Annotated in this window: 27 protein-coding genes; 19 read left to right on the top strand and 8 right to left on the bottom strand. The window is 63.5% G+C overall.

Translation table 11 applies throughout. The annotated features are described in order from the left end of the window. Positions 1 to 30: 30 nt before the first annotated feature. The 3 genes from KVT37_RS11995 to KVT37_RS11985 all read left to right on the top strand — a co-directional run bounded on the left by KVT37_RS11995 (position 31) and on the right by KVT37_RS11985 (position 1,203). Positions 31 to 372 carry a DUF2853 family protein gene (locus KVT37_RS11995; protein WP_217573017.1) on the top strand — a complete coding sequence of 114 codons (342 nt, stop codon included), beginning with the start codon at positions 31 to 33 and terminating at the stop codon, positions 370 to 372. 39 nt (positions 373 to 411) lie between these two features. After that, positions 412 to 834: a large conductance mechanosensitive channel protein MscL gene (gene mscL, locus KVT37_RS11990; protein ID WP_217573015.1), complete on the top strand. Its 423-nt coding sequence runs from the start codon at positions 412 to 414 to the stop codon at positions 832 to 834. A gap of 168 nt (positions 835 to 1,002) precedes the next feature. After that, complete coding sequence (locus KVT37_RS11985) at positions 1,003 to 1,203, top strand: hypothetical protein (RefSeq protein ID WP_217573013.1); 201 nt, start codon at positions 1,003 to 1,005, stop codon at positions 1,201 to 1,203. Between the two features lie 181 nt (positions 1,204 to 1,384). Here KVT37_RS11985 and KVT37_RS11980 read toward each other — a convergent pair whose 3' ends face one another. After that, positions 1,385 to 2,047, bottom strand: a complete 663-nt coding sequence (locus KVT37_RS11980) for a response regulator transcription factor (RefSeq protein ID WP_217573011.1) — start codon at positions 2,045 to 2,047, stop codon at positions 1,385 to 1,387. Between the two features lie 3 nt (positions 2,048 to 2,050). Then, positions 2,051 to 3,121, bottom strand: coding sequence for a sensor histidine kinase (locus tag KVT37_RS11975; RefSeq protein WP_217573009.1), 1,071 nt, complete (start codon positions 3,119 to 3,121; stop codon positions 2,051 to 2,053). Between the two features lie 148 nt (positions 3,122 to 3,269). Here KVT37_RS11975 and KVT37_RS11970 point away from each other — a divergent pair, with 148 nt between their 5' ends. The 4 genes from KVT37_RS11970 (at position 3,270) to KVT37_RS11955 (ending at position 6,083) form a co-directional block, all read left to right on the top strand. After that, entirely contained in the window at positions 3,270 to 3,695 is a 426-nt protein-coding gene (locus tag KVT37_RS11970) for a helix-turn-helix domain-containing protein (protein WP_217573007.1), read from the top strand. A 235-nt stretch (positions 3,696 to 3,930) separates the two neighbouring features. Then, on the top strand, positions 3,931 to 4,512 hold the full coding sequence (locus tag KVT37_RS11965; RefSeq protein WP_217573004.1) for a VOC family protein: 582 nt from the start codon (positions 3,931 to 3,933) through the stop codon (positions 4,510 to 4,512). Positions 4,513 to 4,535: 23 nt separating this feature from the next. After that, entirely contained in the window at positions 4,536 to 5,369 is an 834-nt protein-coding gene (locus tag KVT37_RS11960) for a glutathione S-transferase family protein (protein ID WP_217573002.1), read from the top strand. 330 nt (positions 5,370 to 5,699) lie between these two features. Further along, positions 5,700 to 6,083 carry a hypothetical protein gene (locus KVT37_RS11955; RefSeq protein WP_254633959.1) on the top strand — a complete coding sequence of 128 codons (384 nt, stop codon included), beginning with the start codon at positions 5,700 to 5,702 and terminating at the stop codon, positions 6,081 to 6,083. Between the two features lie 173 nt (positions 6,084 to 6,256). On the opposite strand, the gene KVT37_RS11950 is transcribed toward KVT37_RS11955, so the two are convergent. Further along, on the bottom strand, positions 6,257 to 6,478 hold the full coding sequence (locus KVT37_RS11950; RefSeq protein WP_217573000.1) for a hypothetical protein: 222 nt from the start codon (positions 6,476 to 6,478) through the stop codon (positions 6,257 to 6,259). Positions 6,479 to 6,881: 403 nt separating this feature from the next. On the opposite strand from KVT37_RS11950, the gene KVT37_RS11945 reads away from it, so the two are divergent. Continuing rightward, positions 6,882 to 7,706: a DUF2865 domain-containing protein gene (locus tag KVT37_RS11945; RefSeq protein WP_254633958.1), complete on the top strand. Its 825-nt coding sequence runs from the start codon at positions 6,882 to 6,884 to the stop codon at positions 7,704 to 7,706. A gap of 25 nt (positions 7,707 to 7,731) precedes the next feature. On the opposite strand, the gene KVT37_RS11940 is transcribed toward KVT37_RS11945, so the two are convergent. Continuing rightward, complete coding sequence (locus KVT37_RS11940) at positions 7,732 to 8,079, bottom strand: hypothetical protein (RefSeq protein WP_254633957.1); 348 nt, start codon at positions 8,077 to 8,079, stop codon at positions 7,732 to 7,734. A 198-nt stretch (positions 8,080 to 8,277) separates the two neighbouring features. Here KVT37_RS11940 and KVT37_RS11935 point away from each other — a divergent pair, with 198 nt between their 5' ends. The 7 genes from KVT37_RS11935 to phoB all read left to right on the top strand — a co-directional run bounded on the left by KVT37_RS11935 (position 8,278) and on the right by phoB (position 17,328). Further along, positions 8,278 to 11,637, top strand: a complete 3,360-nt coding sequence (locus KVT37_RS11935) for a response regulator (RefSeq protein ID WP_254633956.1) — start codon at positions 8,278 to 8,280, stop codon at positions 11,635 to 11,637. Between the two features lie 497 nt (positions 11,638 to 12,134). Beyond that, complete coding sequence (gene pstS, locus KVT37_RS11930; protein ID WP_217572996.1) at positions 12,135 to 13,190, top strand: phosphate ABC transporter substrate-binding protein PstS; 1,056 nt, start codon at positions 12,135 to 12,137, stop codon at positions 13,188 to 13,190. A gap of 62 nt (positions 13,191 to 13,252) precedes the next feature. Then, positions 13,253 to 14,236 (top strand): phosphate ABC transporter permease subunit PstC, encoded by a 984-nt coding sequence (gene pstC, locus KVT37_RS11925; RefSeq protein WP_217572992.1) that lies wholly within the window; start codon positions 13,253 to 13,255, stop codon positions 14,234 to 14,236. Between the two features lie 3 nt (positions 14,237 to 14,239). Beyond that, positions 14,240 to 15,091 carry a phosphate ABC transporter permease PstA gene (gene pstA, locus KVT37_RS11920; RefSeq protein WP_217572990.1) on the top strand — a complete coding sequence of 284 codons (852 nt, stop codon included), beginning with the start codon at positions 14,240 to 14,242 and terminating at the stop codon, positions 15,089 to 15,091. Next, positions 15,088 to 15,891: a phosphate ABC transporter ATP-binding protein PstB gene (gene pstB / locus KVT37_RS11915; RefSeq protein ID WP_217572988.1), complete on the top strand. Its 804-nt coding sequence runs from the start codon at positions 15,088 to 15,090 to the stop codon at positions 15,889 to 15,891. The genes pstA and pstB overlap by 4 nt, the downstream gene beginning before the upstream one ends. Before the next feature lie 22 nt (positions 15,892 to 15,913). Next, complete coding sequence (gene phoU, locus KVT37_RS11910) at positions 15,914 to 16,621, top strand: phosphate signaling complex protein PhoU (RefSeq protein ID WP_217572986.1); 708 nt, start codon at positions 15,914 to 15,916, stop codon at positions 16,619 to 16,621. Positions 16,622 to 16,638: 17 nt separating this feature from the next. Further along, positions 16,639 to 17,328, top strand: a complete 690-nt coding sequence (phoB, locus tag KVT37_RS11905; RefSeq protein WP_010911896.1) for a phosphate regulon transcriptional regulator PhoB — start codon at positions 16,639 to 16,641, stop codon at positions 17,326 to 17,328. 328 nt (positions 17,329 to 17,656) lie between these two features. On the opposite strand, the gene KVT37_RS11900 is transcribed toward phoB, so the two are convergent. Then, on the bottom strand, positions 17,657 to 18,892 hold the full coding sequence (locus KVT37_RS11900) for an ROK family protein (protein WP_217572984.1): 1,236 nt from the start codon (positions 18,890 to 18,892) through the stop codon (positions 17,657 to 17,659). Between the two features lie 267 nt (positions 18,893 to 19,159). On the opposite strand from KVT37_RS11900, the gene xylF reads away from it, so the two are divergent. The 4 genes from xylF (at position 19,160) to KVT37_RS11880 (ending at position 24,317) form a co-directional block, all read left to right on the top strand. Then, positions 19,160 to 20,200: a D-xylose ABC transporter substrate-binding protein gene (gene xylF / locus KVT37_RS11895; RefSeq protein WP_217572979.1), complete on the top strand. Its 1,041-nt coding sequence runs from the start codon at positions 19,160 to 19,162 to the stop codon at positions 20,198 to 20,200. Positions 20,201 to 20,347: 147 nt separating this feature from the next. Further along, positions 20,348 to 21,700 (top strand): sugar ABC transporter permease, encoded by a 1,353-nt coding sequence (locus tag KVT37_RS11890; protein ID WP_217572977.1) that lies wholly within the window; start codon positions 20,348 to 20,350, stop codon positions 21,698 to 21,700. A gap of 61 nt (positions 21,701 to 21,761) precedes the next feature. Then, complete coding sequence (locus KVT37_RS11885) at positions 21,762 to 22,562, top strand: ATP-binding cassette domain-containing protein (protein WP_217572975.1); 801 nt, start codon at positions 21,762 to 21,764, stop codon at positions 22,560 to 22,562. Between the two features lie 132 nt (positions 22,563 to 22,694). After that, positions 22,695 to 24,317: a CHASE domain-containing protein gene (locus tag KVT37_RS11880; protein ID WP_217572973.1), complete on the top strand. Its 1,623-nt coding sequence runs from the start codon at positions 22,695 to 22,697 to the stop codon at positions 24,315 to 24,317. 200 nt (positions 24,318 to 24,517) lie between these two features. Here KVT37_RS11880 and KVT37_RS11875 read toward each other — a convergent pair whose 3' ends face one another. From KVT37_RS11875 to KVT37_RS11865, 3 genes are all read right to left on the bottom strand, one after another. After that, positions 24,518 to 24,763, bottom strand: coding sequence for a YMGG-like glycine zipper-containing protein (locus tag KVT37_RS11875; protein ID WP_112100808.1), 246 nt, complete (start codon positions 24,761 to 24,763; stop codon positions 24,518 to 24,520). Between the two features lie 83 nt (positions 24,764 to 24,846). Continuing rightward, positions 24,847 to 25,173 (bottom strand): hypothetical protein, encoded by a 327-nt coding sequence (locus KVT37_RS11870; protein ID WP_217572971.1) that lies wholly within the window; start codon positions 25,171 to 25,173, stop codon positions 24,847 to 24,849. A 90-nt stretch (positions 25,174 to 25,263) separates the two neighbouring features. Next, the gene (locus KVT37_RS11865; RefSeq protein WP_217572969.1) at positions 25,264 to 25,434 is read right to left on the bottom strand and encodes a hypothetical protein; all 171 of its coding nucleotides are present in this window, start codon (positions 25,432 to 25,434) and stop codon (positions 25,264 to 25,266) included. Positions 25,435 to 25,473: the final 39 nt, after the last annotated feature.

The raw sequence follows: 25,473 nt of genomic DNA, 5'->3' as shown, positions 1-25,473 counted from the left end.
CTGTCCGGCCGGGAACGAGAGGGCAAACGTGTGAGCAAGCAGGACGAACTGATCAACAAATATGCGGCGGACCTGAAGGTGAAGTGCGGCCTTACGGCGGATATGGACCTCTTGACGAAAGTCACCAAGGGCTGCGGCCCGGCGATCTACGACAAGGACGCATCCACCGTTTCGGCCTCGGACAAGGAGGAACTGGAGCGGGTCAAGCAGAACTTCCTCATCAAAAGACTGGGGCTGGCGGCCGATGCTGGACTTGATGCGGGGCTCGCCAAGGTCATCGACCAGTACGGCAGCGCCAATCGCAACAAGCATCGCGCGGTCTTCTACTATCTGCTGGTCAAGCATTTCAGGCGCGAGAGCGCATTCGCCTGACGGCGGGGACAAGGCGGAAAGGTAAAGTAGGGGATGGGGATGCTGAAGGAATTCCAGGAATTCATTTCCAAGGGCAATGTGATGGACTTGGCCGTCGGCGTCATCATCGGCGCGGCTTTCGGCAAGATCGTCGATTCGCTGGTCGGCGACATCATCATGCCGATCGTCGGCGCGATTTTCGGCGGACTGGACTTCAACAATTACTTCGTCGCACTATCCTCGAACGTCCACTCGTCCGCGTTGGCCGATGCCAAGAAAGAAGGCGCGGTCTTTGCCTATGGCAGCTTCATTACCGTCGTGCTGAACTTCCTGATCCTTGCCTTCATCATCTTCCTGATGGTCAAGGCGGTGAACAATCTGCGCAAGCGGCTTGAGAGCGAGAAGCCAGCGCCTGCCGCGGCCCCGCCGCCGGCCGATGTACAGCTTCTGACCGAAATCCGCGACTTGCTGGCCAGAAAGTAACCCGGGTCGCCCGAGGCGGCCGGGCCAGGCCTGGTCGCCTCTGGATCCCGCACCACCTGCGTCATTTCCCGATCCGCAAGCCTTCGCGGCCGATCAGCGGAAGTCCTCCGGCACAGTGTTCCGCCTTCAACAAGATCGCCAGCGAGCCGCGTGGCAAGGCTTCGGACAATGAAGATCGTTGCGGAATTGCTTACGCGGCTCGACGACAGCATGCGGGCCGTCAAAGGTCAGCTGGCCGAAATGGATACCGAGCAGCTCGACGCGCTCATACGCCTGCTCGCGCCCCGGCCGTCGATCGCCAGCGCCGAAATGGTTCTGACCATTCTGGCGTTTCGTGAAATCGAAGCCCGCGATCGGACAAAGACGTAGCCGACGGCCGCCGCGGCGAGGTGCTGACCGCCACCTTTCCCTCGACCTGCCGCCAAGAGCAGGAACTCGGGCGACAAGACTGCCCGCGGCTTCCCCTCCCCAAACCCCGGAGCCGCGGGCCTTTTTGGGGTGTCGATCGCCGTGCAAGACCCGTGCGGAGCAAGCGCAGCCGGAGGATCGCTCAGCTTATCGTTTTTATGGCCAGCTCGGTCCGGTTCTTGGCACCGCATTTCTCCAGGATCGTACTGACGTAATTCTTTATCGTGCCTTCGGCCAAATGCAGCTGCGCGCCGATCTCGCCATTGCTCTTGCCTTCGACGATCAGTTTCAGGATTTCATTCTCGCGGGCGGTGAGGTCGTCACGGACCGAGACGCTTGCGGGGGCGTGCCGCGGGCGCAATCGCTTGAATTCCTCCAGAATTCGCGCGGCAACACCGGGTGAAAGCGCCGATTGGCCGTTCACCACCGTTCGGATCGTCGCCGCGATCTCGTCAATCCTGGAGTCCTTCAACAGATATGCCTTGGCCCCGGCGCTGACAGCGTCGAAAATCAGGTCGTTGGTCTCGAATGTGGTCAGGACCACGATGCTGGTTCCAGGAAACTCGCGCAGGATCCGCTGGGTTGCCGTGATGCCATCGGCGCGCGGCATTTGCAGATCCATCAGAACGACGTCCGGACGATACCGGCGCGCGAATTCGATCGCCTGCTCGCCGTCGGCGGCTGCGCCGACGATTTCGAAATCGTCGTTCTGCTGGGCAAGAAGCGTGGCAAGCCCCTCCCGGATCAAAGTCTGATCCTCGGCGATCAGCACGCGTATCCTTTCAGGCAGGCGCGGATCGGTCATCTTCTAAGCTCCCGCGGCGCCGGACCCGGCGTCCGTCGCCGGTACCGTCGTCAGCGGAAGCGATGTCCGAACCAGCGTCCCTGCTCCCGGCGCGCTCTCCACCATGCATCGCCCCCCTGCCAGCTCGGCGAATTCAGCCATTCCGATCAGCCCGAAATGTCCCTGTTTGGGGATGGTGCCGTCAAAGCCGCGTCCGTCGTCGCGGATGTCGACGACGAGGCTTCGGCCGTTTCCCTCGACGGTGGCGTCAAACCGGACCAGCCGCGCTTTCGCATGCGCCTCGACGTTGCGCAACGCTTCGCCAAGGATGCGCCGGATCGTCGCCGCGTGATCCTGCAACCCGGCGCGGGCTCCATCATCGATCCGCATGGCGACCTCGGTGCCGGTCTGCCGCGCGAAGTCCGACAGCATTTTCTCTACATCCGAATCCGGTTCAAGCTCGTCGGGCATCCTGAGCCGGGCGATGGCATCGCGCGCCCGCGCCAGGCCGCTGATCGCGGCATCCTCGGCAACCGCGAGCCCGTCCGCGACACGGGCGGGGTCGGTCGCCAGGAAATGCCGCGTCAGCCGGATCTGCGTCAGCAGCGCGATGATCGAATGCACGAGCGTGTCGTGCAGGTCGCGCGCCAAGCGAAGGCGCGTGCGGGCGAGCGAGGCGAAGCGCACCTCGGAGTTGGCGGCTTCGAGCTGCTGTTCCATCAGGCGTCGGGCGCGCCGCTCGCTTTCGAACATGATCTCGGCCTGGCGCGCCGTGAAGTCGGGCATCGCGATCACGACGTAGTGCGATCGATCGCCATTCCACAAGATGACCGCGGTGACCGGGCGATCGAGCCCGGGCAGTTCGGCGCGCACGCCCGACAAGGCGATCAGGTCGCGGCGGCCCTCGGACAAAGCCGCCATTTCGGCTTCCATCCCGACCAGGAGCGTGCACAGGCAGCAGTCCGCTCCAACGGCAGGGAGCCACTCGACCAAATGCCCGACTTTTTGCTGGACTGTTCTGTCGGCCCGCAAAACAGCAAGTCCGATGACTTCCGCTCGCGCGGCCGGCAGTAATTCCGTGCCGATATCGATCATTCGTTCTCACAAAAACAGCCGCGGGACGCGGCATGTCCACTTTGGCGTAAGCCCGGACCGGCCGCAAACGAATATGACTTTCGTCATCTCGACCCTGACTTTCGGCAGATGTCCCTGCCCAGCCAAAAAACCTAGATCGAGAGCCGACATGAAGCTCAACGTTCAATTCATCAAGCACCCAGGCTCCAAGGAGCGCATGGTCGTGCTGCCGGAATCCCAGTTCCGCGTGCTCAAGCGGACGGCGATGGCCGGTGTGAGCGACCTTGACGAGCCTGCGCCCAACAGCCCGTTGCCCAAGCGTGTCCTTGACAGGATCGCAGCCGGCGAGAACCCCGTTCGCGCCGTCAGGATCCTGCGCGGCCTGAGCGGAAGGCAGCTTGCCGTCCAAGCCGGGATAACGCCCAGCATGCTGTCGCAGATAGAGCGATCCGGAAAGACGGCCTCCACCAAGACCCTCAAGGCGATCGCGCACATTCTGGAAGTGCCGCTGGGTGTTATTTCGCCGGATCTTTCCGCCGGAATCGGGGGCGTTCCGTCCGATGCCGGCAGGACCGTGGCCTGGATCCCGACCTGAGGGATCGACGCCCGCGCGGTCGTGGCACGACTTTTCGGCGTTGGCCCTTTGCCGAGGTGTCGCCGCTTCTGGCGCAACGTCTCGGATTGAATTAGCATCCGTTCAGCAATGCGCCGGCAATCCAACAGGATGCGGGAGCGCGGGAGGCGATCGCGTGCCAAGCGCCGGTCAGGGCGCGGTGGGCATCTGAAAACTCGCCAGCCGGCAAGGCGCAAATGCAGGCGGGGAGGAGCCAATGCGGAAGCTGCAGTCGCAAGGCGTTCATCACATCACGCTTGTCGGCGCCGGGCGCCAGACCTCGATCGACTTCTGGGAAGGGGTGCTCGGCATGCCCTTCATCTTCGAGCAGCCCAATCTCGACAAGGCGAGCGAGAGCCATCTCTATTTCGATCCGGGCGACGGCCGGCTGATCACCGTCTTCACCGACGAGAGCCGCAGCCCGGTCAAGCGGCGCACGCCGACCGATATAGGCTGCGTCCACCACATCGCGTTCTCGGTGTCGCGGGTCACCTTCCTGCAAGCAGTCGCTCGGCTTGACGAGCGCGGCATCAAGCACAGCGGCGTCAAGGATCGCGGCTTCATGGATTCGATCTATTTCGAGGATCCGCTGGGACTGCTGATCGAGCTTGCTTCCTACCGCTTCGAGCCGCCGGCCGGCTTCACCCATGCCGACGTGCTGATGGAGGCGCACAAGATCCGCGTGGGGCGCGGCGATTACAATATCGCCGAACTCCATCTTGCCGACGCCATCCAGGCGCTGGTCGAGCGGTCGCGCGAAACCCTGTCGGGTGAGCGGGCGGCGAAGAATCCATATTGAGCGAGCCATAAGGGGAGGAACAGATGGCAAAGGCTGCAACGAAGAGCGTGAAGAAACCCGCGGCCAAGGCCGCGGCAAAGCCGGCCGCCAAGGCAGCGGCAAAAGCCGCGCCTAAAGCGACGGCAAAAGCCGTGTCCAAGGCCAAGGCAAAGCCGGCCAAGAAGCCAGGCATTAAACTCAGCATGCTGAGGCCGAGCGTCAACAACATGACGGTGCGGGTCTTCGCACGCGCTGCCGGGCTCGATCCGGCGGAAACGGATGCCTGGGGCCATACGCGCTCGCCGGAGTTCCTGGCGCGCAATCCGGCGCATCTGACGCCGATGATCGAGGATAAGGGCCTGCCGCGCGGCGTGCTGTGGGAAAGCTGCGCCATCATGCAGTATCTCGCCAACAAGCACGGGCTGGAGAAGTTCTATCCGAAGGCGCCGGCCAAACGGGCGATGATCGACAGCGCCATGTTCTATCTGGTCGGCACGCTTTATCCTTATGTCGCGCGCGCAACCTATCCGGCGCTCGGCTTCCCGCAATATGCCGGCGAGGTTGGCCACAGCGACGCCCATCCCGACAAGAAATCGGAAGCGCAGAAGGCGGCGATGGCCGCGATCGCCGAGCCGCTCGAGGTGTTCCACTCCTTCTTCCGCGACGGCAAACCGTTCATCGGCGGCAAGAATCCATCGATCGCCGATATAAGGCTGGCGGCAACGCTCGAATTCCTGGCAGTCGTCGACTACGCGCTGCCCAAATGGGCGAAGGAGTATATGGCGGCGCTGGAGAAGAAGCTCGGCAAGGCCTACGCGGAACCGGCGGGCGACGTGCGCGGCTACATCGCGCACGTGAAATCGCAGACCAGTGCGTAGCGGCCCATCAGGTTAAGGTTTCGTTTACCCAAGGCCTGTCTACTGGTCATAGTCCTCGCCGCGACCACGGATGTACTGGCGCGATGGCGGGGCAAGGGAAAGGTCGGCTCCGTGCCGGCCTTTTGCTTTTCACGCAATCACGACAGTATGATTGCCTCGCAGACGGGTTGCCCGAAATCCTGTTGTCATCCTCGTCGTGGATCGTACCATGCCGCTAATGCGTTTCGCCGTTTCACGGAAACGGCGAAACGCATTATCTCCTTGTTTTTACGCAATTCCGGACGGAAAACCGCTCACACTTTTCCTGGAATTGCTCTAGGCGGCTGAGCGATGGCAACGAGGACCGCGACGAAGATGATCAGGTTTTTGACGATGGCCGCCGCGCTGTTGGCCGTACCCCTTCCCGCAGTGGCCGCGTCGCTCAACAGCATGAACGACGTCGGCGCCGCTCTGCTCGCCTGCTGGGCACCGCCGGCCAATACGGACAACTCCTCGGTGACGCTGAGCTTCAGCTTCAAGCGCGACGGCACGCTGATCGGCCCGCCAAGAACAACCGCTATTCATGTCATCGGCGACGACGCCGCGCGCATGGCCTATGTCGACGCGGCGGCCAAGGCCTTGCAGAACTGCCTGCCGCTCAGCTTCTCGCCGTCGCTGGCGCAAGGCGTTGCCGGAAACATCTTCACGCTGCAGTTCAACTCGCCGAAGAAGTAAGCGGCAGCCCTGATAATTTGTTTGGACGCAATTCCGGACGGAAAACCGCTCACACTTTTCCTGGAATTGCTTTTAGAGCGGTTCACCGTTTCATGGAAACGGCGAACCGCTCTATCTTTTTGTTTTTACGCAATTCTGGACGGAAAACCGCTCACACTTTTCCTGGAATTGCTCTAGGTCGAACCGCGCGTGCGCCTGGCCCGGGCATGCTTTTCCAGTTCCGGCATCTCGAAGACATAGTCGCTCCAGGCGGAGTCCGGGATCTGCCCGGCCAAGTAACAGTCCAGGAGAAGGTTTTGTTCGGGAGTAAGGGGTCTCGGCGCCTGCTCATGATCCAGCCCAAGCGAGTGGATCAGGTTCCTGGTCAGGCCAGAGACGGTGAAGTGAATGGACATCTTCAGTCTCCTCTGCACCGCGCGGATCACATCAGCGCTAGCAACGTTCATCGGCGGCCAAAGGTTTCATCAGCAATCCGTGATCAGCTGGCCGGGATCGGTGGCTACCAACCTGAAAATGGTTTTTCGGCTACTGTCTCAATCTTGAAATGAAAGCGTAATATTCGCTTCATATGGTTGAGAGTAACACTCAAACCCTATAAGAGACTCTCGGGCTAATCTTCCGGTTGATGAGTATATCCTTAATTAGCCGGCATTGATTAAGTCGATCTCGTGTTTCGAGCAGGGGTGGCACCCGATGGCGAGTTTACGGCTTCTTGAGATACCATTCCTTGTGGCCATTACGATCTTGGCGCTGACACAGGTTTCTTACGCCGATCCTTGCTCGGCACTGAGAAGTCAGATGCTGTCCGGCGGCCGCGGCGCGGCGAGCCCTGAACTGGCGCAACTGCGGCGCCAGCTTGCCGCGATCCAGGGGCTGGAGAGACAGCGCCGCTGCACCGCTAGCAGCGCCGGCGGTTTCTTCAATGCCTGCGCGGATCTTGCCCGCAACCGGGCCGAAGTGCAGCGCCGGATCGCCGGCATCGGCAATTCCGGCCGCGACGTCTCCGGGCTGCAGGCGAGATATGTCGCCCTCGGCTGTCAGGCGGCACCCAAGCGGCAACAGGCGCCGAAGCAGGCGTCCAACGGGGAAGCTTCCGGTCCGGGATATGGCGGCAATTCGATGCTGTTTTGCGTTCGCCTCTCGGACGGCTATTTCTTCCCCGCGCCGAACTCGCAATTCGCACAAGCCGGAGATATCAAGGATACCGTCGATCAGTGCCGCTACATCTGCGACGATCCGGGCGTCGATCTCTATACGCTCGGCGATCCGAGCCTCGAGACCGATCAGATGGTCGCGGTCGAGACACGCAAGCCCTATTCCGAGCTGCCGACCGCCTTCCGCTATCGCGACGCCGCCGAGTTCAAGGCCTGCGATCTCAAGCGCTACTCTGAGCGCGTGGCCGAACTCAGGGCGCGCACGGTGACGCCGGGCAACATGGAAAACGCCATCATTCCACTGCCGACAACAAGGCCCGACATGGGCACGGTCTCGGACATTCCTTCGGGCGGCACTGATGGCGCGCAAACAAATGCGGCCGGCGGCACCGCGCCGTCCGCGGCGATTGTCCCGGTAAGCGCCAAGCCGGTGCGCGTGGTCGGACCCACCTTCTTTCCCGCGAATTGATCGGCCGTCACCGGGTTGAGCAAAGCTATTCGCAGACGACGCGGTAGCGCTTGCCGTTCTCGCCGACATTCCTGCAGGTGAGGGGGCTTTGCTGGTCGGAAGACGAGTTGGGCAGATCCTGGCTGAAGGATGGCCTCGCCGCGGCGGGCCGGAGATGGCGTCGGACAGCAGGGCTCGCCGGCAAGCTCGGCGGCAAGGGAAATACGTCCGAGGCGATCTGCCTCGACGCGATCGTTCCGGGCGGCGCCCGGTCCCAGACACGCCTGACATCCATCCGGCTCGGAACGATCACCGTACCGTCGTCGCTGCGCGCGCAGCCGCCCGCTGCAAGCAGCGCCGGGCACAGGATAAAAGCCGCGAATCGACCGAACATTAGCAACACCTCAGGCACCTTATAGGCGTCGTTCCCATGATCGCCAACAGGCGGATTAGCGCATCCGGCGCCACGGTTGCGATTGTCTCAACGGCATTCGACGGCGCGTGGTTGCAATTCGTTATGGTTAGCGGATCGTTAATGCTTGTCGGGCACATTCCGCCGATGGGCCGGTACGGTTCGGCCTTGGGGGTGGGAATGGCGGATACGGACGGGACTGTCGGGGCGGGCAGCGCGCGGAATTTCAACAAGGCGGACATGCTTGGCAACGAGGCCTCCCCGAGCGAGGGTCGCGACATGGCCGGGGCTTCGGAGGCGCTCGCCAATCTCAGCCTGATGGTCGATTCGATGCCGATCGGCGTCATCGTTCTCGACGCCGAATTGCGGGCGGAGGTGGTCAACCGGGCATTCTACGACTTCTGGAAGATCGACCCGCGGCGCGCTCCGGCAGGCAGCTCGTTTCGCGACCTCATGGAAGCCAGTCGGGACGCCGATCCGTTCGGCGGCGAGGAGCGGGCCTGGCAGGACCATGTCGCCGAGCGGGAAGCCGAAATCCGGGCCGGCGCCGCCGGCTCCAGGCAGTTGCCGCGCAAGGACGGCCGCACGCTGATCGCCTCGCTGGCGCCTCTCGCCGGCGGCAAGCGACTGATTTCCTATGTCGATATCACCGACATGAAACAGCGTGAGAGCGAAGCCGAGGACGCGCGCCGCAACCTCGCCACCGTGCTGGAGTCGCTGCCGGCCGCCGTCATCATCTACGACCGCGACGATCGTTTCGTCTTCGCCAACCGAAAGCTGCAGGACACGTTGCCGGCGCTGAAGCCGGCCTGGCAGCCGGGCCGCACTTTTCGCGAGGCGTTGGCCCTCGGCCACTCCGTCGGCTACTTCCGCTCGAGCGGCGATACCGGGATCGACGGCCTTTATGGCGTCGACACCGAGCGCTGGCTCGATGCCATGCTCAAACGATACCGTTTGCCGAACTCGTCCTACGAGCGCCTCAATCCCGACGGGCGCTGGTATCAGGTCTATGACATGCGCACCGACGATGGCACGTTCATCGGCGTGCGCGTCGACATCACCGACCTCAAGGTACGCGAGAAGGCGCTGCGCGACTCGATGCGCCAGATCGACCTCTATCGGCACGTCATGGACGAATTGCCGGTCGCCGCCTTCATCAAGGCCGACGACCTCGCCATCGAATTCGTCAACAAGGCCTGGTGCGCGCTGACCGGCCTGACCAAGGATGACGTGATCGGCAAGACGGATCGTGAGCTTTTCGCCGGCGACGAGGCGGACGGCTTCGCCAATGACGATACGGAAGTCGTGGCAACCGGCGCCGGGCGCGAGGTCGAGGAGGCCGTGACCAGCCGCGACGGAACGGTGCGGCAATTGATGACGCGCAAGAGCCGGCTGGTGGCGACCGACGGCTCGGTGCATCTGGTCGGCTCCAGCACCGACATCACCGACGTCAAGCGGCGCGAGCAGGCGCTCAAGGAAAGCATGAGCGAGAACGAGGTGTTTCGCAGCCTCATCGACAATGTGCCGGTGTCGATCTACGCCAAGCGCTCGGACCTCAGGCAATTCTACGTCAACAAGGGCTGGTCCGATCTCACCGGCTTCAGCCAGGAAGAGGCGGTCGGCAAGACCGATGTCGAGATTTTCGGTCCGGATGGCGAAGCCTTCGTCGCAGGCGACCTTGCCGTGCTGCGCACCGGTCAGACGCAGGAGATCGAAGAGACGGTGACGATGCCCGACGGCAGTGTCCGTCATCAGTTCGCGCGCAAGGGCGCGATGATCGCCTCCGACGGCTCGCTCTATCTGATCGGCTCCACCACCGACATCACCGAGCTCAAGCAGCGCGAGGCCGAACTCAGCGAAGCGCGCCGGCGCGCCGTGCTTGCCGACCGGGCCAAGTCGGAATTCCTCGCCAATATGAGCCACGAAATCCGCACGCCGATGAACGGGGTCCTTGGAATGGCGGAACTGCTGGCAAAGTCGGAGCTCGATCCGAAGCAGAAGACGTTCACCGACATCATCGTCAAATCCGGCAACGCGCTGCTCACCATCATCAACGACATCCTCGATTTCTCCAAGATCGACGCGGGCCAGCTGGTGCTCGACCCGGCGCCCTTCAACCTCGCCGAGGCGATCGAGGACGTGGCGACGCTGGTGTCGACGCGCGCCAAGGAGAAGGACCTGGAGCTCATCGTCCGCGTCCAGCCGGGGCTCGACGGCCAGTTCGTCGGCGATGTCGGCCGCATCAGGCAGATCGTCACCAACCTGCTCGGCAATGCGGTGAAATTCACCGACGAAGGCCATGTGCTGGTCGACGTGACGGGCGAGCGAGTACCGGCGGGAACAAGGCTCACCATATCGGTCACCGATACCGGCATCGGCATTCCGGAAGACAAGCTGAAGCTGGTGTTCGAAAAATTCAGCCAGGTCGACACCTCCTCGACCAGGCGACATGAAGGCACCGGGCTCGGGCTTGCCATCACCTCGCGGCTGGTCGAGATGATGGGCGGCGAGATCGGCGTCGACAGCGCCGAAGGCAAGGGTTCGACCTTCTGGTTCACCGTCACGCTGCCCAAGGCCGAGCAGGGCGGACAGCGCATCACGCCGGTCGACGTCACCGGCGCGCGCGTGCTCATCGTCGACGACAATGCCGTCAACCGCTCGATCCTGAGCGAACAGATGGCGTCGTGGACGTTCGATGCCTGCGCGGCCGAGAGCGGCGCCGAGGGATTGAAGGTGCTGATTGCCGCCGCCGCCTATGGCGTGCCGGTCGATTGCGTCGTGCTCGACTACCAGATGCCCGGCATGACAGGCGCCGAGATGGCGCGCATCGTGCGCAACACGGCGGGCCTCGCGCATACGCCGATCGTCATGCTGACCTCGGTCGACCAGTCGCTTGCCAACACGGCCTATCGCGACCTCGGCATCGATGCGCAGCTCATCAAGCCGGCGCGCTCCTCGATCCTGTTGGAAACGCTCGTCGCGACCATCCAGCGCCATCGCCACAGCAGCGCCACGGCGCAATCGGCCGCCGCCGGCCAAGGCGCGCCGCGGGCCGCGCCGGCGCAGGTCGCGGCATCGGACCGCGCCATGCTGCAGCCGCCGCCGGCGCGCGCGCGTCCGCGCCCCGCCGATGCGGAGCTCGGGCTCGACATCCTGGTCGCCGAGGACAATGAGGTGAACCAGCTGGTGTTCACCCAGATCCTCGGCGAGACCGGCTATCGCTTCGAGATCGTCGGCAACGGCCGCAAGGCACTCGACGCTTTCGGCAAGCTCAATCCGCGCATGATCCTGATGGATGTGTCGATGCCGGAGATGAACGGGCTTGAGGCAACGGGCGCCATTCGCCGGCTCGAGCAAGACATGGGCACGCATGTGCCGATCGTCGGCGTCACCGCGCATGCGCTGAAGGGCGACCGCGAACGCTGCCTGGAAGCCGGCATGGACGATTATCTGCCGAAGCCGATCAGTCCGCGGGCGCTGCTCGAAAAGCTGGAGCGCTGGCTGGGTACGGACGCGGAAGCCCGGCGCAACGCCGGCTAACCGCCCGAAGAATCGTCAGCGGGTGTGGGCGAGACGCTGACGCATGCGTATGGTGCGATCGCACCATATCAAAGCAAACGCCAAGTTCGGACAATAACGAACATTGATTCCGCTTGTCGGTTACGGGCGGGAGCAAGCGACCGCCAACAAGAAACAGCGTCGACTCTACCCCAACGGACCTGTTTTCGGCGATGGCCACGTCATGATCCGCTCTGGCGTTCAGGCAACGCGCTCTCGTCCGGATTTTATTTCCCGGCGGCCGTGATCCGGCCGCCGGGATAAATTTTATTTCAAAAGTCAGACAAGTTGCTGATTCCCGCGGCAAACTCCGGATGGCCCCGAGAGGCCGCCGAAGGCCTCTCCCCACATCACTCTCCAGTCGTTACCGGGCTGACATGAAACTGTCATGCGACTGTAATAATCGAAAGCTATGCCCCTCGTCGGGCGCCGACAGAGACAGGTGCCAAGAGACTATCTTCCGAACAGGAGCAGGCCATATGAGACACTTCATCCGCTCGGCGGTCGTTGCGATTGCAATGACCGCGGCGTCGACCGTTACGCTGACCGCGGCCATGGCCGCTGACCTTTCCGGCGCCGGCTCGACCTTCATCTACCCGGTGTTCGCCAAGTGGGCCGACACCTACAAGAAGAACACCGGCACCGGCCTCAACTACCAGTCGATCGGTTCCGGCGGCGGCATCAAGCAGGTTATCGCCAAGACCGTGACCTTCGGCGCCACCGACAAGCCGATGTCCGACGCCGACCTCGAAAAGAACGGCCTCGTGCAGTTCCCGATGGTGATGGGCGGCATCGTGCCGATCGTCAACCTGCAGGGCGTGAAGCCGGGCGAGCTCGTCCTCGACGGCAAGACCCTGGCCCAGATCTATCTCGGCGCCATCACCACCTGGGACGACGCCGCGATCAAGGCGCTGAACCCGAACGTCACCCTGCCGTCGACCGCCATCGCCGTCGTCCACCGTTCGGACGGCTCGGGCACGACCTTCAACTTCACCAACTATCTGGTGAAACTCTCGCCCGACTGGAAGGACAAGGTCGGTTCGGACAGCGCCGTCGAATGGCCGACGGGTGTCGGCGCCAAGGGCAGCGAAGGCGTCGCCAACACCGTCAAGCAGACCGACGGCGGCATCGGCTATGTCGAGTATGCCTACGCCAAGCAGAACAAGCTCTCCTACTCCAAGATGGTGAACGCGGCCGGCAAGGTCGTCGAGCCGTCGCTCGACAGCTTCGGCGCCGCCGCTTCGAACGCCGACTTCAAGACCGCCAAGAACTTCAACGTCATCATCACCAACGAGCCCGGCGACGCCACCTGGCCGATCGCGGCTTCGACCTGGGTGCTGATCCACAAGGCTCCGGACGATGCCGCCGCCGCCGGTGAAGCGCTCAAGTTCTTCGCCTGGGCCTACAAGGACGGCAAGGAAACCGCCAAGGGCCTCGACTATGTCTCGATCCCGGACAGCGTCGTCGACCTGATCAAGGCTTCGTGGAAGGCCGACATCCAGGCTGGCGGCAAGCCCCTCTACGCCGGCGAGTGATAAAATCGAAGGAGCGCCGCATCGCGGCGCTCCTTTTCCTCCAGCCAAAGAGCAGACCTTCCATGAGTGCTGTCCAGGAAGCCATGCCGGCCGCTCGCGGTTCGCGCGATGCCACGGTCCGGCGCTTCGCCCTCACCGATGCGATCTTCCGCGCGCTGACGAAAGCCGCCGCGATATTGGTTCTGGTCCTGCTCGGCGGCGTCGCCATCTCGCTGATCGCGGGATCCTGGCCGGCGCTCTCGACCTTCGGTCTCTCCTTCGTGGGCTCCGAGGCGTGGAACCCGGTCACCGAGAAATTCGGCGCGCTTGCGCCCATCTACGGCACCATCATCACCTCGGCGATCGCCATCGTCATCGCCGTGCCGATCGGCATCGGCATCGCCATATTCCTGACCGAGCTCTGCCCGCGGCCGCTGCGGCGCCCGATCGGCATGGCCGTCGAGCTTCTGGCCGGCATTCCGTCGATCATCTACGGCATCTGGGGCCTGTTCGTGTTCGCGCCGTTCCTGCAGACGACGGTGCAGCCCTTCATCATCTGGATGTTTCATGGCATTCCCGGCCTCAACAGCCTGTTCGCCGGCCCGCCCTACGGCATCGGCCTTTTGACCTCGGCGATGATCCTGGCCATCATGATCCTGCCCTTCATCACCTCGATCACCAAGGACGTGTTCGATACGGTGCCTTCAGTGCTCAAGGAATCGGCCTACGGCATCGGCTGCACGACCTGGGAAGTGACCCGGCGCGTCGTCATCCCTTACACCCGCGTCGGCATCATGGGCGGCGTCATGCTCGCTCTCGGGCGCGCGCTCGGCGAGACGATGGCGGTCACCTTCGTCATCGGCAACGCGCACCGTATCAGCGCCTCGCTTTTTGCTCCGGCCACGACGATCTCGGCGACCATCGCCAACGAATTCACCGAAGCCGTCGGCGACCTCTACACCTCGTCGCTGGTGGCGCTCGGCCTCATCCTGTTCATCATCACCTTCATCATCCTTGCCATCGCGCGCTACATGCTGCTGCGCATCGACAGCCGCGCGGGAGCCTGATCCATGTCGACAGCCCTGTCCCTCCACCAGAGCCGCAAGCGCAAGAACAGCGTGATGATGGCGCTGTGCGTCGTCGCCGCCGGCATCGGTCTCGCCTGGCTGGCGCTGATCCTCGGCGCGCTGATCTACAAGGGCCTGTCCGGTGTTTCGCTGGCGGTGTTCACCGAAATGACGCCGCCGCCCGGCGATGCCGGCGGCCTGCTCAATGCCATCTATGGCAGCATCGTCATGACCATCATCGGCATCCTCGTCGGCACGCCGATCGGCGTGCTGGCCGGTACCTACATGGCCGAGTATGGACGCTTCTCGAAGCTGACCACGGTGGTGCGCTTCATCAACGACATCCTTTTGTCGGCGCCCTCGATCATCGTCGGCCTGTTCGTCTATGAGCTCATGGTGCGGCCGATGGGTCATTTCTCGGCCATTGCCGGCGCCGTCGCGCTGTCGATCCTGGTGATCCCGGTCGTGGTGCGCACCACCGAGGATATGCTCAACCTGGTGCCCAACGCCTTGCGCGAAGCGGGCACCGCCATCGGCGCGCCGCGCTGGGTGGTGATCCGCTCGGTCGCCTATCGCGCGGCAATGTCGGGTATCGTCACCGGTATCCTGCTGGCCGTCGCCCGCATTTCCGGCGAGACGGCACCGCTTCTCTTCACCGCGCTCAACAATCAGTTCTGGTCGAGCAATCTCAATGCCCCGATGGCCAGCCTGCCTGTCACCATCTTCCAGTTTGCGCTCAGCCCCTATGAGGAATGGCAGCAGCTGGCCTGGACGGGCGCACTCATAATCACCCTGACGGTTCTCGGGCTGAGCATTTTCGCCCGCAGCCTAACCGGACGCAGAGAGGACAGATGAAACCGATGTTGTCCACCGACCTGAACGTACCCGACACGGCCGTCGAGAAGGCCAAGATCGAGGTCAAGGGCCTCAACTTCTACTATGGCCAGTCGAAGGCGCTGAAGGATATCAACCTGTCCCTGCCGGAGCGCAGCGTGACCGCCTTCATCGGGCCTTCGGGCTGCGGGAAGTCGACGCTGCTGCGCGTCTTGAACCGCATCTACGAGCTCTACCCGAAGCAGAGCGCCGAGGGCCAGGTGCTGCTCGACGGCAAGAACATCCTCGACCGCTCGCAGGACCTCAACCTGCTGCGCACCAAGATCGGCATGGTGTTCCAGAAGCCGACGCCGTTCCCGATGTCGATCTACGAAAACATCGCCTTCGGCGTCAGGCTCTACGAGAAGATCAGCAAGGCCGAGATGGACAACCGCGTGGAGTCGGCGCTGAAGCGCGCCGCGCTCTGGAACGAGGTCAAGGACAAGCTCAACGCCAGCGGCCAGAGCCTGTCGGGCGGCCAGCAGCAGCGCCTGTGCATCGCCCGCACCGTCGCGGTGAAGCCCGAGGTCATCCTGCTCGACGAGCCGGCTTCGGCGCTCGATCCGCTGTCGACCGCCAAGATCGAGGAACTGATCGACGAATTGCAGGCCGACTACACGATCGTCATCGTCACCCACAACATGCAGCAGGCGGCGCGCGTGTCGCGGCAGACGGCGTTCATGTATCTCGGCGAGCTGGTGGAGTTCGACCGGACCGAGAAGATCTTCACCTCGCCGCATGAGAAGCGCACGCAGGACTACATCACCGGCCGCTTCGGCTGATTTCATATACGAGGACATCATTATGGCCGAACATACCGTTGCCTCGTTCGACGAGGATCTGAGGCAGATCAGCCGGCTGATCAACGACATGGGCGACCTGGCCGGTTCGATGGTCGGCGCGGCGACCAGGGCTCTGCTCGAGACCGACAATGCGCTGGCGCAGCGCGTCGTCTCCGACGACGCCATCATGGACGCGCGCCAGCGCGAGCTCGACGACCGCGCCATCACGCTGATCGCCAAGCGCCAGCCGATGGCGGACGATCTTCGCCACGTGGTCGGCTCGATCCGCATGGCGGGCGACCTCGAACGCATCGGCGATCTTGCCAAGAACATCGCCAAGCGCGTCGGCTCGGTCGGCATCAGCGCCGCGCCGCGCGACCTCACGCATTCGATCGATTCCATGGCGCAGCTGGTGCTGATCCAGGTCCAGGCCGTGATCCAGGAATACACGGTGGGCGATGCTTCGGCGCTGGCCAAGCTGCGCAACGACGATGAGCGCATCGACGTCAAATACACCTCCGTGTTCCGCGAGCTTTTGACCTACATGATGGAAGACCCGCGCAACATCACCGCCTGCACGCATCTTCTGTTCTGCGCCAAGAATCTCGAACGCATCGGCGACCATGTGACCAACATCGCGGAAAACGCCTATTATGTGCTGACCGGTACGCAATTGCCCGCCAACCGTCCGAAGCAGGACGAGACGGCGATGTCGGCGCCGGCGGCCTGACGGAAAAGGTTACCCCGATGATCGCGCCACGCATCATGGTGGTGGAGGACGAGGAGCCGCTGGGGGTGCTGCTCCGCTACAATCTCGAATCCGAGGGTTACCAGGTCGAAGTGGTGACCCGCGGCGACGAGGCCGAAATCCGCCTGCAGGAAAATGTTCCCGATCTGCTCGTGCTCGACTGGATGGTGCCGGCGGTTTCCGGCATCGAGCTTTGCCGGCGTCTCAGGATGCGGCCCGAGACCGAGCGGCTGCCGATCATCATGCTGACGGCGCGGGGTGAAGAAAGCGACCGCGTGCGCGGCCTCTCGACCGGCGCCGACGACTATCTGGTCAAGCCGTTCTCGACGCCGGAATTCATGGCGCGCGTCAAGGCGCTGCTGCGCCGCGCCAAGCCGGAAGTGCTGTCCAGCGTGCTCAAGGTCGGTGACATCGTGCTCGACCGCGAGTCGCACCGCGTCTACCGCAAGAAGAGCGAGATCAGGCTCGGCCCGACCGAGTTCCGCCTGCTCGAATTCATGATGCGGCACCCCGGCCGCGTGTTCTCGCGCAGCCAGCTGCTCGACAATGTCTGGGGCGAGACGATCTATATCGACGAACGCACCGTGGACGTCCATGTCGGCCGCCTGCGCAAAGCCGTCAACAACGGCCGCATGCCGGACGTCATCCGCACCATTCGTGGGGCGGGCTATGCCATCCGCGAGGATTAGGCGCGCCGTTCGTAGAATTGACGCACCCGCTACCGGATCGCATGCGTTGAAGAGTAGCCGCGACGTTCGTGCTTCGTCATCCACGGGCGGAGCAAGGAGCGAAGCGACGCAGCGCAGACCCGAGGATCCATTCCGTGACCTCGACGCGCCGCCACGGTGCGGAATTCTGCTCCGCTGCGCCCCACCTCCGAGGTAGCGGCATGGATTCCAGGGTCTTCGCGACGGAGCTTCGCTCCTGCTCCGCCCTGGAATGACGAAGCTTCGGGGCCTTCGCTAATCTCTGGCGTCCGGCGGGACACTCGGAAATCAACGGTCACTTCAAAGCTGCTTATGCGACGTGCTTGCCCGTCCGCGCCTGAACGCCCGGGGCGAAGATCTCCTGGTCGACAAAGGTCAGAGCGCGCATGGCGCAGCCTTCGCGGATCAGCGGCAGTTCGTTCGGCTCGGTGTCGAAGGAGATCGATGTCGAGTGCTGGCCGCCGGCGGTCTGGGCGATCGCCTCGCGCAGCGCCGGCTCGATCAGGTCGAAGGCGGCCGCGCTGACGCCGACCATGGCGACGGGCGCCGGATCGATGAGCGCGAACAGGCTGCCGAGGCTGAAGCCCAGCGCCTCGCCCGCCCGGCGGTAAGCCTCGCGCTCCGGACCGTCCTTTTCGCGCGCCTTGGCGGCAAGGGCGCGCATATCGGCGTCGCCGATATCGACCGGCTCGGCGTCCTCGCTCATTTTCATGGCGCTGCGCCAGATCGCGTAATTGCCGGCATAGGCCTCGACACAGCCGCGGCGGCCGCAGCGGCATAGCGCGCCGCCCGGACGATGGATCATGTGGCCGAACTCGCCGCCTGAGGAATGCGTGCCGGTGAACAGCGTGCCCTTCAGCACAAGGCCCATGCCGATGCCGTGCGACAACAGGATGGCGATGAAATCGTCGCGGTAGCGCTCGGGGTCGCGCCATTGCAGCGCCACCGCCATCATGTTGCAGTCGTTCTCCATGGTGGCGGGGATGCCGAATTCCGTCTCGAGGATGTCGGCAAAAGGAATGTCGGTCAACGGCGTAATCGGCGACCACAGCATGGCGCGCGCATGCGTATCGGTGATGCCCTGGATGCCCATGGCGATGCGGGCGACGCTGCCGATATCGAGGTCGGGATCCCGCAGCCGCCGCCGGACGATGGCCACGCATTCGCCGATCAGCTCGTCGCGCGGCATGACGAGCGTGTCCAGACGCAGCTGTTCCTCGGCAACCACCTGGCCGGCATAGTCGATGACAGCCACCGACAGGAAGTTCAGCGACAAGACAACGGTCAGCACGGCGGCGGCTTCAGGGTTCAGCGCCAGCCCGATCTGCGGCCGGCCGCGCTTCAACGCCGTCGGCTCGCTGGCCTTGCTTTCGGTGAGAATGCCCTCCTGGATCAGGTCGGCGGAAATCGCCGAGATGGTCGAGTGGCTGAGCCCGGTGGTGGCGGCAATCTCGGTCCGCGACGGCTGACCCGCGCGGCGCACCGCCGAGATCACCATGGCGCGGTTGCGCCGGCGCAGATCGTCGTGGCGGATTCCGACCGACATTGTCTGAAACATTTCCTCCTGGTCATCACGGCCTGATGATGCCACGGGCCGTCGGTGACATGCTAGAGATACTGGCAGAAGCCGACGAAGCTGTCATTATTTATTGCGGAGCTCGAAAAAAAGTTCGAGGCACCTCAAAACCCATCAGAATCCGAGTTGACAGAGCCTTAGCATTGGATCAGTGTTTTTTCGAGGCTCGAAAAAAAGCCTCTGTACCGACCTTCGGGTCAGTCTGGGTCGCGCCGTAAGGGCGCAAGGGAGGAAATCATGAAGAGATTTGCAACCGCCATTCTGGCGGGCGTTGCCATGTCGCTGGCGCTGGCGTCGGTCGCACAGGCGAAGGACAAGGTGATCGGCGTCTCGTGGTCGAATTTCCAGGAAGAGCGCTGGAAGACCGACGAAGCCGCGATGAAGGCCGCCATCGAGGCCGCCGGCGACAAGTATATTTCGGCCGACGCGCAGTCCAATCCGGGCAAGCAGCTGACCGACGTGGAAAGCCTGATCTCGCAGGGCGCCAATTCGCTGATCATCCTGGCGCAGGATGCCTCGGCGATCGGTCCGGCGGTGCAGAAGGCGCTCGATGAAGGCATCCCGGTCGTCGGCTATGACCGTCTGATCGAGAACAAGGACGTGTTCTACCTGACCTTCGACAACAAGGAAGTCGGCCGCATGCAGGCCCGCGAGGTGTTCAAGGCCAAGCCCGAAGGCAACTACGTCTTCATCAAGGGCTCGGGTTCCGATCCGAACGCCGATTTCCTGTTCTCCGGCTCGATGGAAGTGCTGAAGGCGGCAATAGACAGCGGCAAGGTCAAGAATGTCGGCGAGGCCTATACCGACGGCTGGCTGCCGGCCAACGCGCAGAAGAACATGGAGCAGTTCCTGACCGCCAACGACAACAAGGTCGATGCGGTCGTGGCGGCCAATGACGGCACCGCCGGCGGCGTCGTCGCGGCGCTGACGGCACAGGGCCTGGCCGGCACCGTTCCGGTCTCCGGCCAGGACGGCGACCACGCGGCGCTCAACCGCATCGCGCTCGGCACGCAGACCGTGTCGGTGTGGAAGGACGCGCGCGAGCTCGGCAAGAACGCCGCCGAGATCGCCTCGCAGCTCGCCGGCGGCAAGAAGAATGCCGACATCGCCGGCGCCAAGGACTTCACCACGCCGGGCGGCAACACCGTCAAGTCGCTGTTCCTGACCCCCATCGCGATCACCAAGGACAATCTCAACGTCGTCATCGACGCCGGCTGGATCAAGAAGGACGAAGTCTGCGCGGGCGTTGCCGCCGGCAGCGTCAAGGTCTGCAACTAAGCTTTGACGACACCAGACCAAAATCCCTGCGCCGCGGCCTGAAAGCCGCGGCGTTTTCTCAAAGATTTACCGTTCCGCCTCGAGCGGATAGGCTTCCAGGCTGAGGTCCGGCATCCGCGTCAGACGGCAGGCCGGCGGGAGGAAATCATGACCGACACGACGTCTACCCAACCGGCAGACACCGCGCGTGCTTCCGAACTCGGCGCTGTCGCCCGCTTCCTCAAGGCCACCGAGCTCGACACCCGCATGCTCGGCATGATCGGCGCGCTGCTGCTGATCTGGGTCGGGCTGCATGTGATCTCCAGCCTGCGCCTTGGCGTCAATCCGCTCGACTTCGACAGCCGCACGTTCCTGACGCCGCGCAATCTCTGGAACCTGTCGGTGCAGACTTCGGCTGTGGCGATCATGGCCTCCGGCATGGTGCTGGTCATCGTGATGCGCAACATCGACCTGTCGGTCGGATCGGCCGAAGGGGTGATCGGCATGATCATGGGCTTTGCCCAGGTGCATTTCCTGGTTCGCTTCGTCGGGCTCGAGCTTGGCAATCCCTGGATCTGGATCCTGGCATTGCTGATCGGGCTGGCGCTCGGCCTCATCATCGGCGCCTTCCAAGGCTTCATCATCGCCTATCTCGAAGTGCCGGCCTTCATCGTGACGCTGGGCGGATTGCTGGTCTGGCGGGGTGCCGCCTGGTGGGTGACCAGCGGCCAGACGGTGGCCCCGCTCGATGCCACCTTCCAGCTGATGGGCGGCGGTCCGGCGGGCTCGATCGGCGCCAGATGGAGCTGGGCCGTCGGCATCGTCGCCTGCCTGGCGGTGATCTTCATGCATTTCAATGGCCGCGTGCAGCGCAAGCGCTTCCGCTTCCCGCTGCGCCCGGTCTGGGCCGAGACGCTGCTCGCCACGGTCACCTGCGCGATCATCCTGGGCGCGGTATGGCTCGCCAATTCCTATCCATGGCCGGTCGGCATCGTGAACCGCTACGCCGCCGCCAATAACATCACCGTTCCCGAAGGCGGGCTCTTCATAGCGCACGGCATCGCCATTCCGGTGCTGATGGCGGTCGCCGTCGGCCTGATCATGACCTTCGTCACCAAGCGCACGCGCTTCGGCCGCTATGTTTTCGCCATCGGCGGCAATCCGGAAGCGGCCAACCTTGCCGGCATCAACACGCGCTGGATCACCATGAAGGTGTTCATGATCATGGGCGTGCTGGCAACGATTGCCGCGGCCATCTCGTCGGCCAGGCAGAACTCATCGACCAATGCGCTCGGCACTCTGGACGAGCTTCTGGTCATCGCCGCCGCGGTGATCGGCGGCACCTCGCTCGCCGGCGGTTCCGGCACCGTGCTCGGCGCCATGCTCGGCGCGCTGCTGATGCAGTCGCTGCAGTCCGGCATGGTGCTGCTCGGTGTCGATTCGCCGCTGCAGAGCATCGTCGTCGGCGCCGTGCTGGTCATCGCCGTCTGGCTCGACACCATCTATCGCAAGCGCGTCTGAGCATGAGCCGGTTTTCGGACGAGATCATGCCCAAGCATGGACTATAGGGAGGAGAACCAACATGGCTGAAAAATCCACTCCCACCGGCGTTCCGCTGGTCGATATGCGCAACATCTCGATCGCCTTCGGCGGCATCCGCGCCGTCGACGACGCGTCGGTCGATCTTTTCCCCGGCGAAGTGATGGCGCTGCTTGGACACAACGGCGCCGGCAAATCGACGTTGATCAAGATCCTGTCCGGCGCCTACAGGCGCGACAGCGGGCAGATCTTCATCAACGGCGAGGAGGCTTCGATCTCCAACCCGCGCGACGCCAAGAAGTACGGCGTCGAGACGATCTATCAGACGCTGGCGTTGGCCGACAATGTCGATGCCGCGGCCAATCTCTTTCTCGGCCGCGAGTTGATGACGGGCTGGGGCACGCTCGACGACGTCGCCATGGAAGCCGAGGCGCGCAAGGTGATGGGCCGGCTCAATCCGCGCTTCCAGCGCTTCAAGGAGCCGGTCGTCAAGCTGTCGGGCGGACAGCGGCAGTCGGTGGCGATCGCGCGCGCGATCCTGTTCAACGCCCGCATCCTGATCATGGACGAGCCGACGGCCGCGCTCGGTCCGCAGGAGACGGCCCAGGTCGGCGAACTGGTCAAGCAGCTCAAGGCCGACGGCATCGGCATCTTCCTGATCAGCCACGACATCCACGACGTGTTCGAGCTCGCCGACCGGGTCTGCGTGATGAAGAACGGCCAGGTGGTCGGCACCGCGCGCACCACCGATGTCACACAGGACGAGGTGCTCGGCATGATCATCCTGGGCAAATGCCCACCCGGCGCCATCCCGGGGCCGGGCGCGCTGAAGATCGCTGCATGAAACTATAAGATAGCCGGCTAATTAACGACCGGTTGATGTACCAGCCACCATGAAGACTTGGCCTCGCCATTGTGTTGGCGCGGAGACTTGCCCATAAAGGTCGTCGACCGTCCACGGGCCGTATTTTTTGATTTGAAGAAGCTTTTTCCGATCGTCGCCTTCATCGCCGTCGCGCTGATCAGCCTGACGATGGCGGGCTTTGCCTATTTCGCGACCCAGGAAGCGGCGCGAATCAAGTTCGAAGGCACCGCCGACGACGCGCTCAGCCGCATCGAAAGCCGCATCGACCTGCATCTGTCGCTGCTGCGCTCGACGCAGGCGCTGTTCGATGCCCGCAACGGCGATATCACGCGCGGCGAGTTCAAGGCCTTCTTCACCGCGCTGAACATCGACGACAATTTCGCCGGCCTGCGCGGTATCGGCTTCCTCAGGCTCGCCAAAGCCGGCGACGAGGCCGCTGTCGAACGCGATATCCTGCGCGACCATGGAACGGCCCACCCAATCTATCCCAAGACAACCGAGCCATGGCGGACACCGATCGTGCTGTTCGAGCCGCTCGATACATCCAATCAGTCGATCATCGGCTTCGACATGTTCAGCGAGCCGGTGCGCCGCGCCGCGATCGAAAAGGCGATGGCCGACGACCAGCAGCATGCGAGCGGCCTGGTCCAGCTCGGCCAGGGCACCGGCGTGGCGCAGACCTTCACGGGCTTCCTGGTCTTCGTACGGTTGAACGTGGAGACCGCCCCCGACGTCATCAACGCAAGCCGTTCCTCGACGGCCGGTTTTCTCTATGCCGCCTTCCGCGCCCAGGACCTGTTCCAGGTGGCGCTCAGCCATTCGCCGCTGCTGCCGGTCAATGTCGAGGTCTATGACGGCAAGCCGGAAGCCGGCAAGCTGCTTTTTCGCTCGGAGGCGCCGCCGGCGGAACGCATCGGCGCCAAGCTTCTGGCGCGCCGCGATATCGTCGTCGCGGGTCAGCCCTGGACTTTGCTGTTCAGGCCGACAAGCGCTTTCGAGCCGCCGTCCTCGCGCGCCATTCCGGTCATGCTCGGATTGTTCGGCTTGCTGCTGGCCGGAGCCATCGCCCTGGTGGCGCGCTATCAGGAACGTGCCTATGACGCGAAATCGGCGCTGCACGAGGCGACCGAAAAGAGCCTGCTGGAAAAGGACCTGATCCTGCAGGAGATGAAGCACCGTATCAAGAATTCGATCACCCGCGTGCTGGCGATCGCGCGGCAGACGGCTTCGCAAGCCACCGACGTCAAGGAGTTTTCGGCATCGTTCTCGGCGCGCCTCCAGGCCATGGCGGCATCGCAGGACATGCTGACACGCTCGCGCTGGCAGAAGGCCGATCTCGGCGATCTGCTGCGCATCGAGCTCGGACAGGTGTTCGGCAAGGACCTTCCCGAAGGCCTGTTGTCCGGGCCGGAAGTGCTGCTCGACGAGACGACGACGCAGGCACTCGGGCTGACCTTCCACGAACTTGCCACCAACGCGTTGAAATATGGCGAAGCCGGCAGCTCCGTGGGCGCTCTCAAGGTCGACTGGAGCGTCGAAACGCGCGCCGGCGCGCGCACGCTGCTCTTGAACTGGCGCGAAGCCGGTCAGAAGAAGCTGGAAGCGCCGGCCAAGACCGGCTTCGGCACCAAGCTGATCGATCTCAACGTCACGCGCGAACTGCGTGGCACGATCGCGCGCGACTACCACGACGACGGATTGAAGGTGGAAATCAGGATCCCGCTGGCTGTGTGAGCGGCCAAAAAAGCGTTGGCGGCGGGCGAATAAGCGATCTGAATTCAAAAAGAAACCGGAGGCCGGCAGCCGGCCCCCGGTGTTTTTGCGGTACCGAACTAGGGCGGTTCACCGTTTCAGGGAAACGGCGAACCGCCCTATCTTCTTGTTGTGACGCAATTTCGGACGGAAAACCGTGTCACGCTTTTCCTGAAATTGCTTCAGTTGCAGCGAGCCGTGTAGATCCGGCCGTGACGATCGCGATACTGGCAGTAGCCGTTGCGCAGGTTGCGGACCAGGAGGCCCGACCCGGCGCCGACGGCCGCGCCGATCAGCGCGCCCTTGCCGCCACCGACCAGGCCGCCGATGCCAGCGCCGATCAGGCCGCCGCCGACGACGTCCTGCTCGGTGCTGGTGCAGCCGCTGACAGCGACCACGGCAACCATGGCAATGATCATCTTCCGCATTGAATTGCTCCTCACTTTTGTCCTCACTTTTGGCAGTGCCGGCAATCGTTTAGCATGAAAAAGCGGGCTTTGCCCGCCCGATTTTACTGTTGGCTAAGATAGTCTTTTTCAGGGCGCTCGCCGTTCGACGCGACGACCATGCCGGAAACCTCCAGGGACGCCACCAGCGTGCCGTCGGGCCGCACGTTCCAGACGACCTCGTCGTAGTCGTCCTCGAGCGCCGGATCGACGGCGAGGCACCTGCCGATGATGTGGGGAGCCTGGCCCTGCAGGTCGCCGAGCGCGAAGGGCCTTTCGGCGGTGCAGGCCTGCTCGGTCTCGAAAACGCTGACCGGCACCTGGAGTTCGCGGCAGTCGGTCATCGAGCTCGAACAGCCGACCACGAAGAGCAATGCGGCGATGTGTTCCATGGCTCCAAACCTCTCGCCGCAAACAACGATTCTTGGCGAATAAAAGTTCCGGGCCTGGATTTTAGTCAGACTTCAAAGCCGTCTACGGAATCAGAACAATTGCCAGGCCGCGGTCAGGGCCACGGCGGCGAGAAGCGCGATGGCGCCGAGGCGAAGCGGGAGGTGCGAGGATCTTGGCACCGGCGGCGGCTCGGCTTCCTGGAAGCCGCTCATCGAGACGCGGGCAGCCTGTTCCAGCCTGTTCAAGTCGGCAACCATCATTCAATCTCCCAGATCGCGCACCGGGCGCGGATGGGTCTC

It is taken from the genome of Mesorhizobium sp. GbtcB19 (assembly GCF_019091085.1).
In the GTDB taxonomy this organism is placed as follows: domain Bacteria; phylum Pseudomonadota; class Alphaproteobacteria; order Rhizobiales; family Rhizobiaceae; genus Mesorhizobium.
Note: the sequence above shows the minus strand (reverse complement) of the source record. Positions and strands in the feature narration are given on the sequence as shown.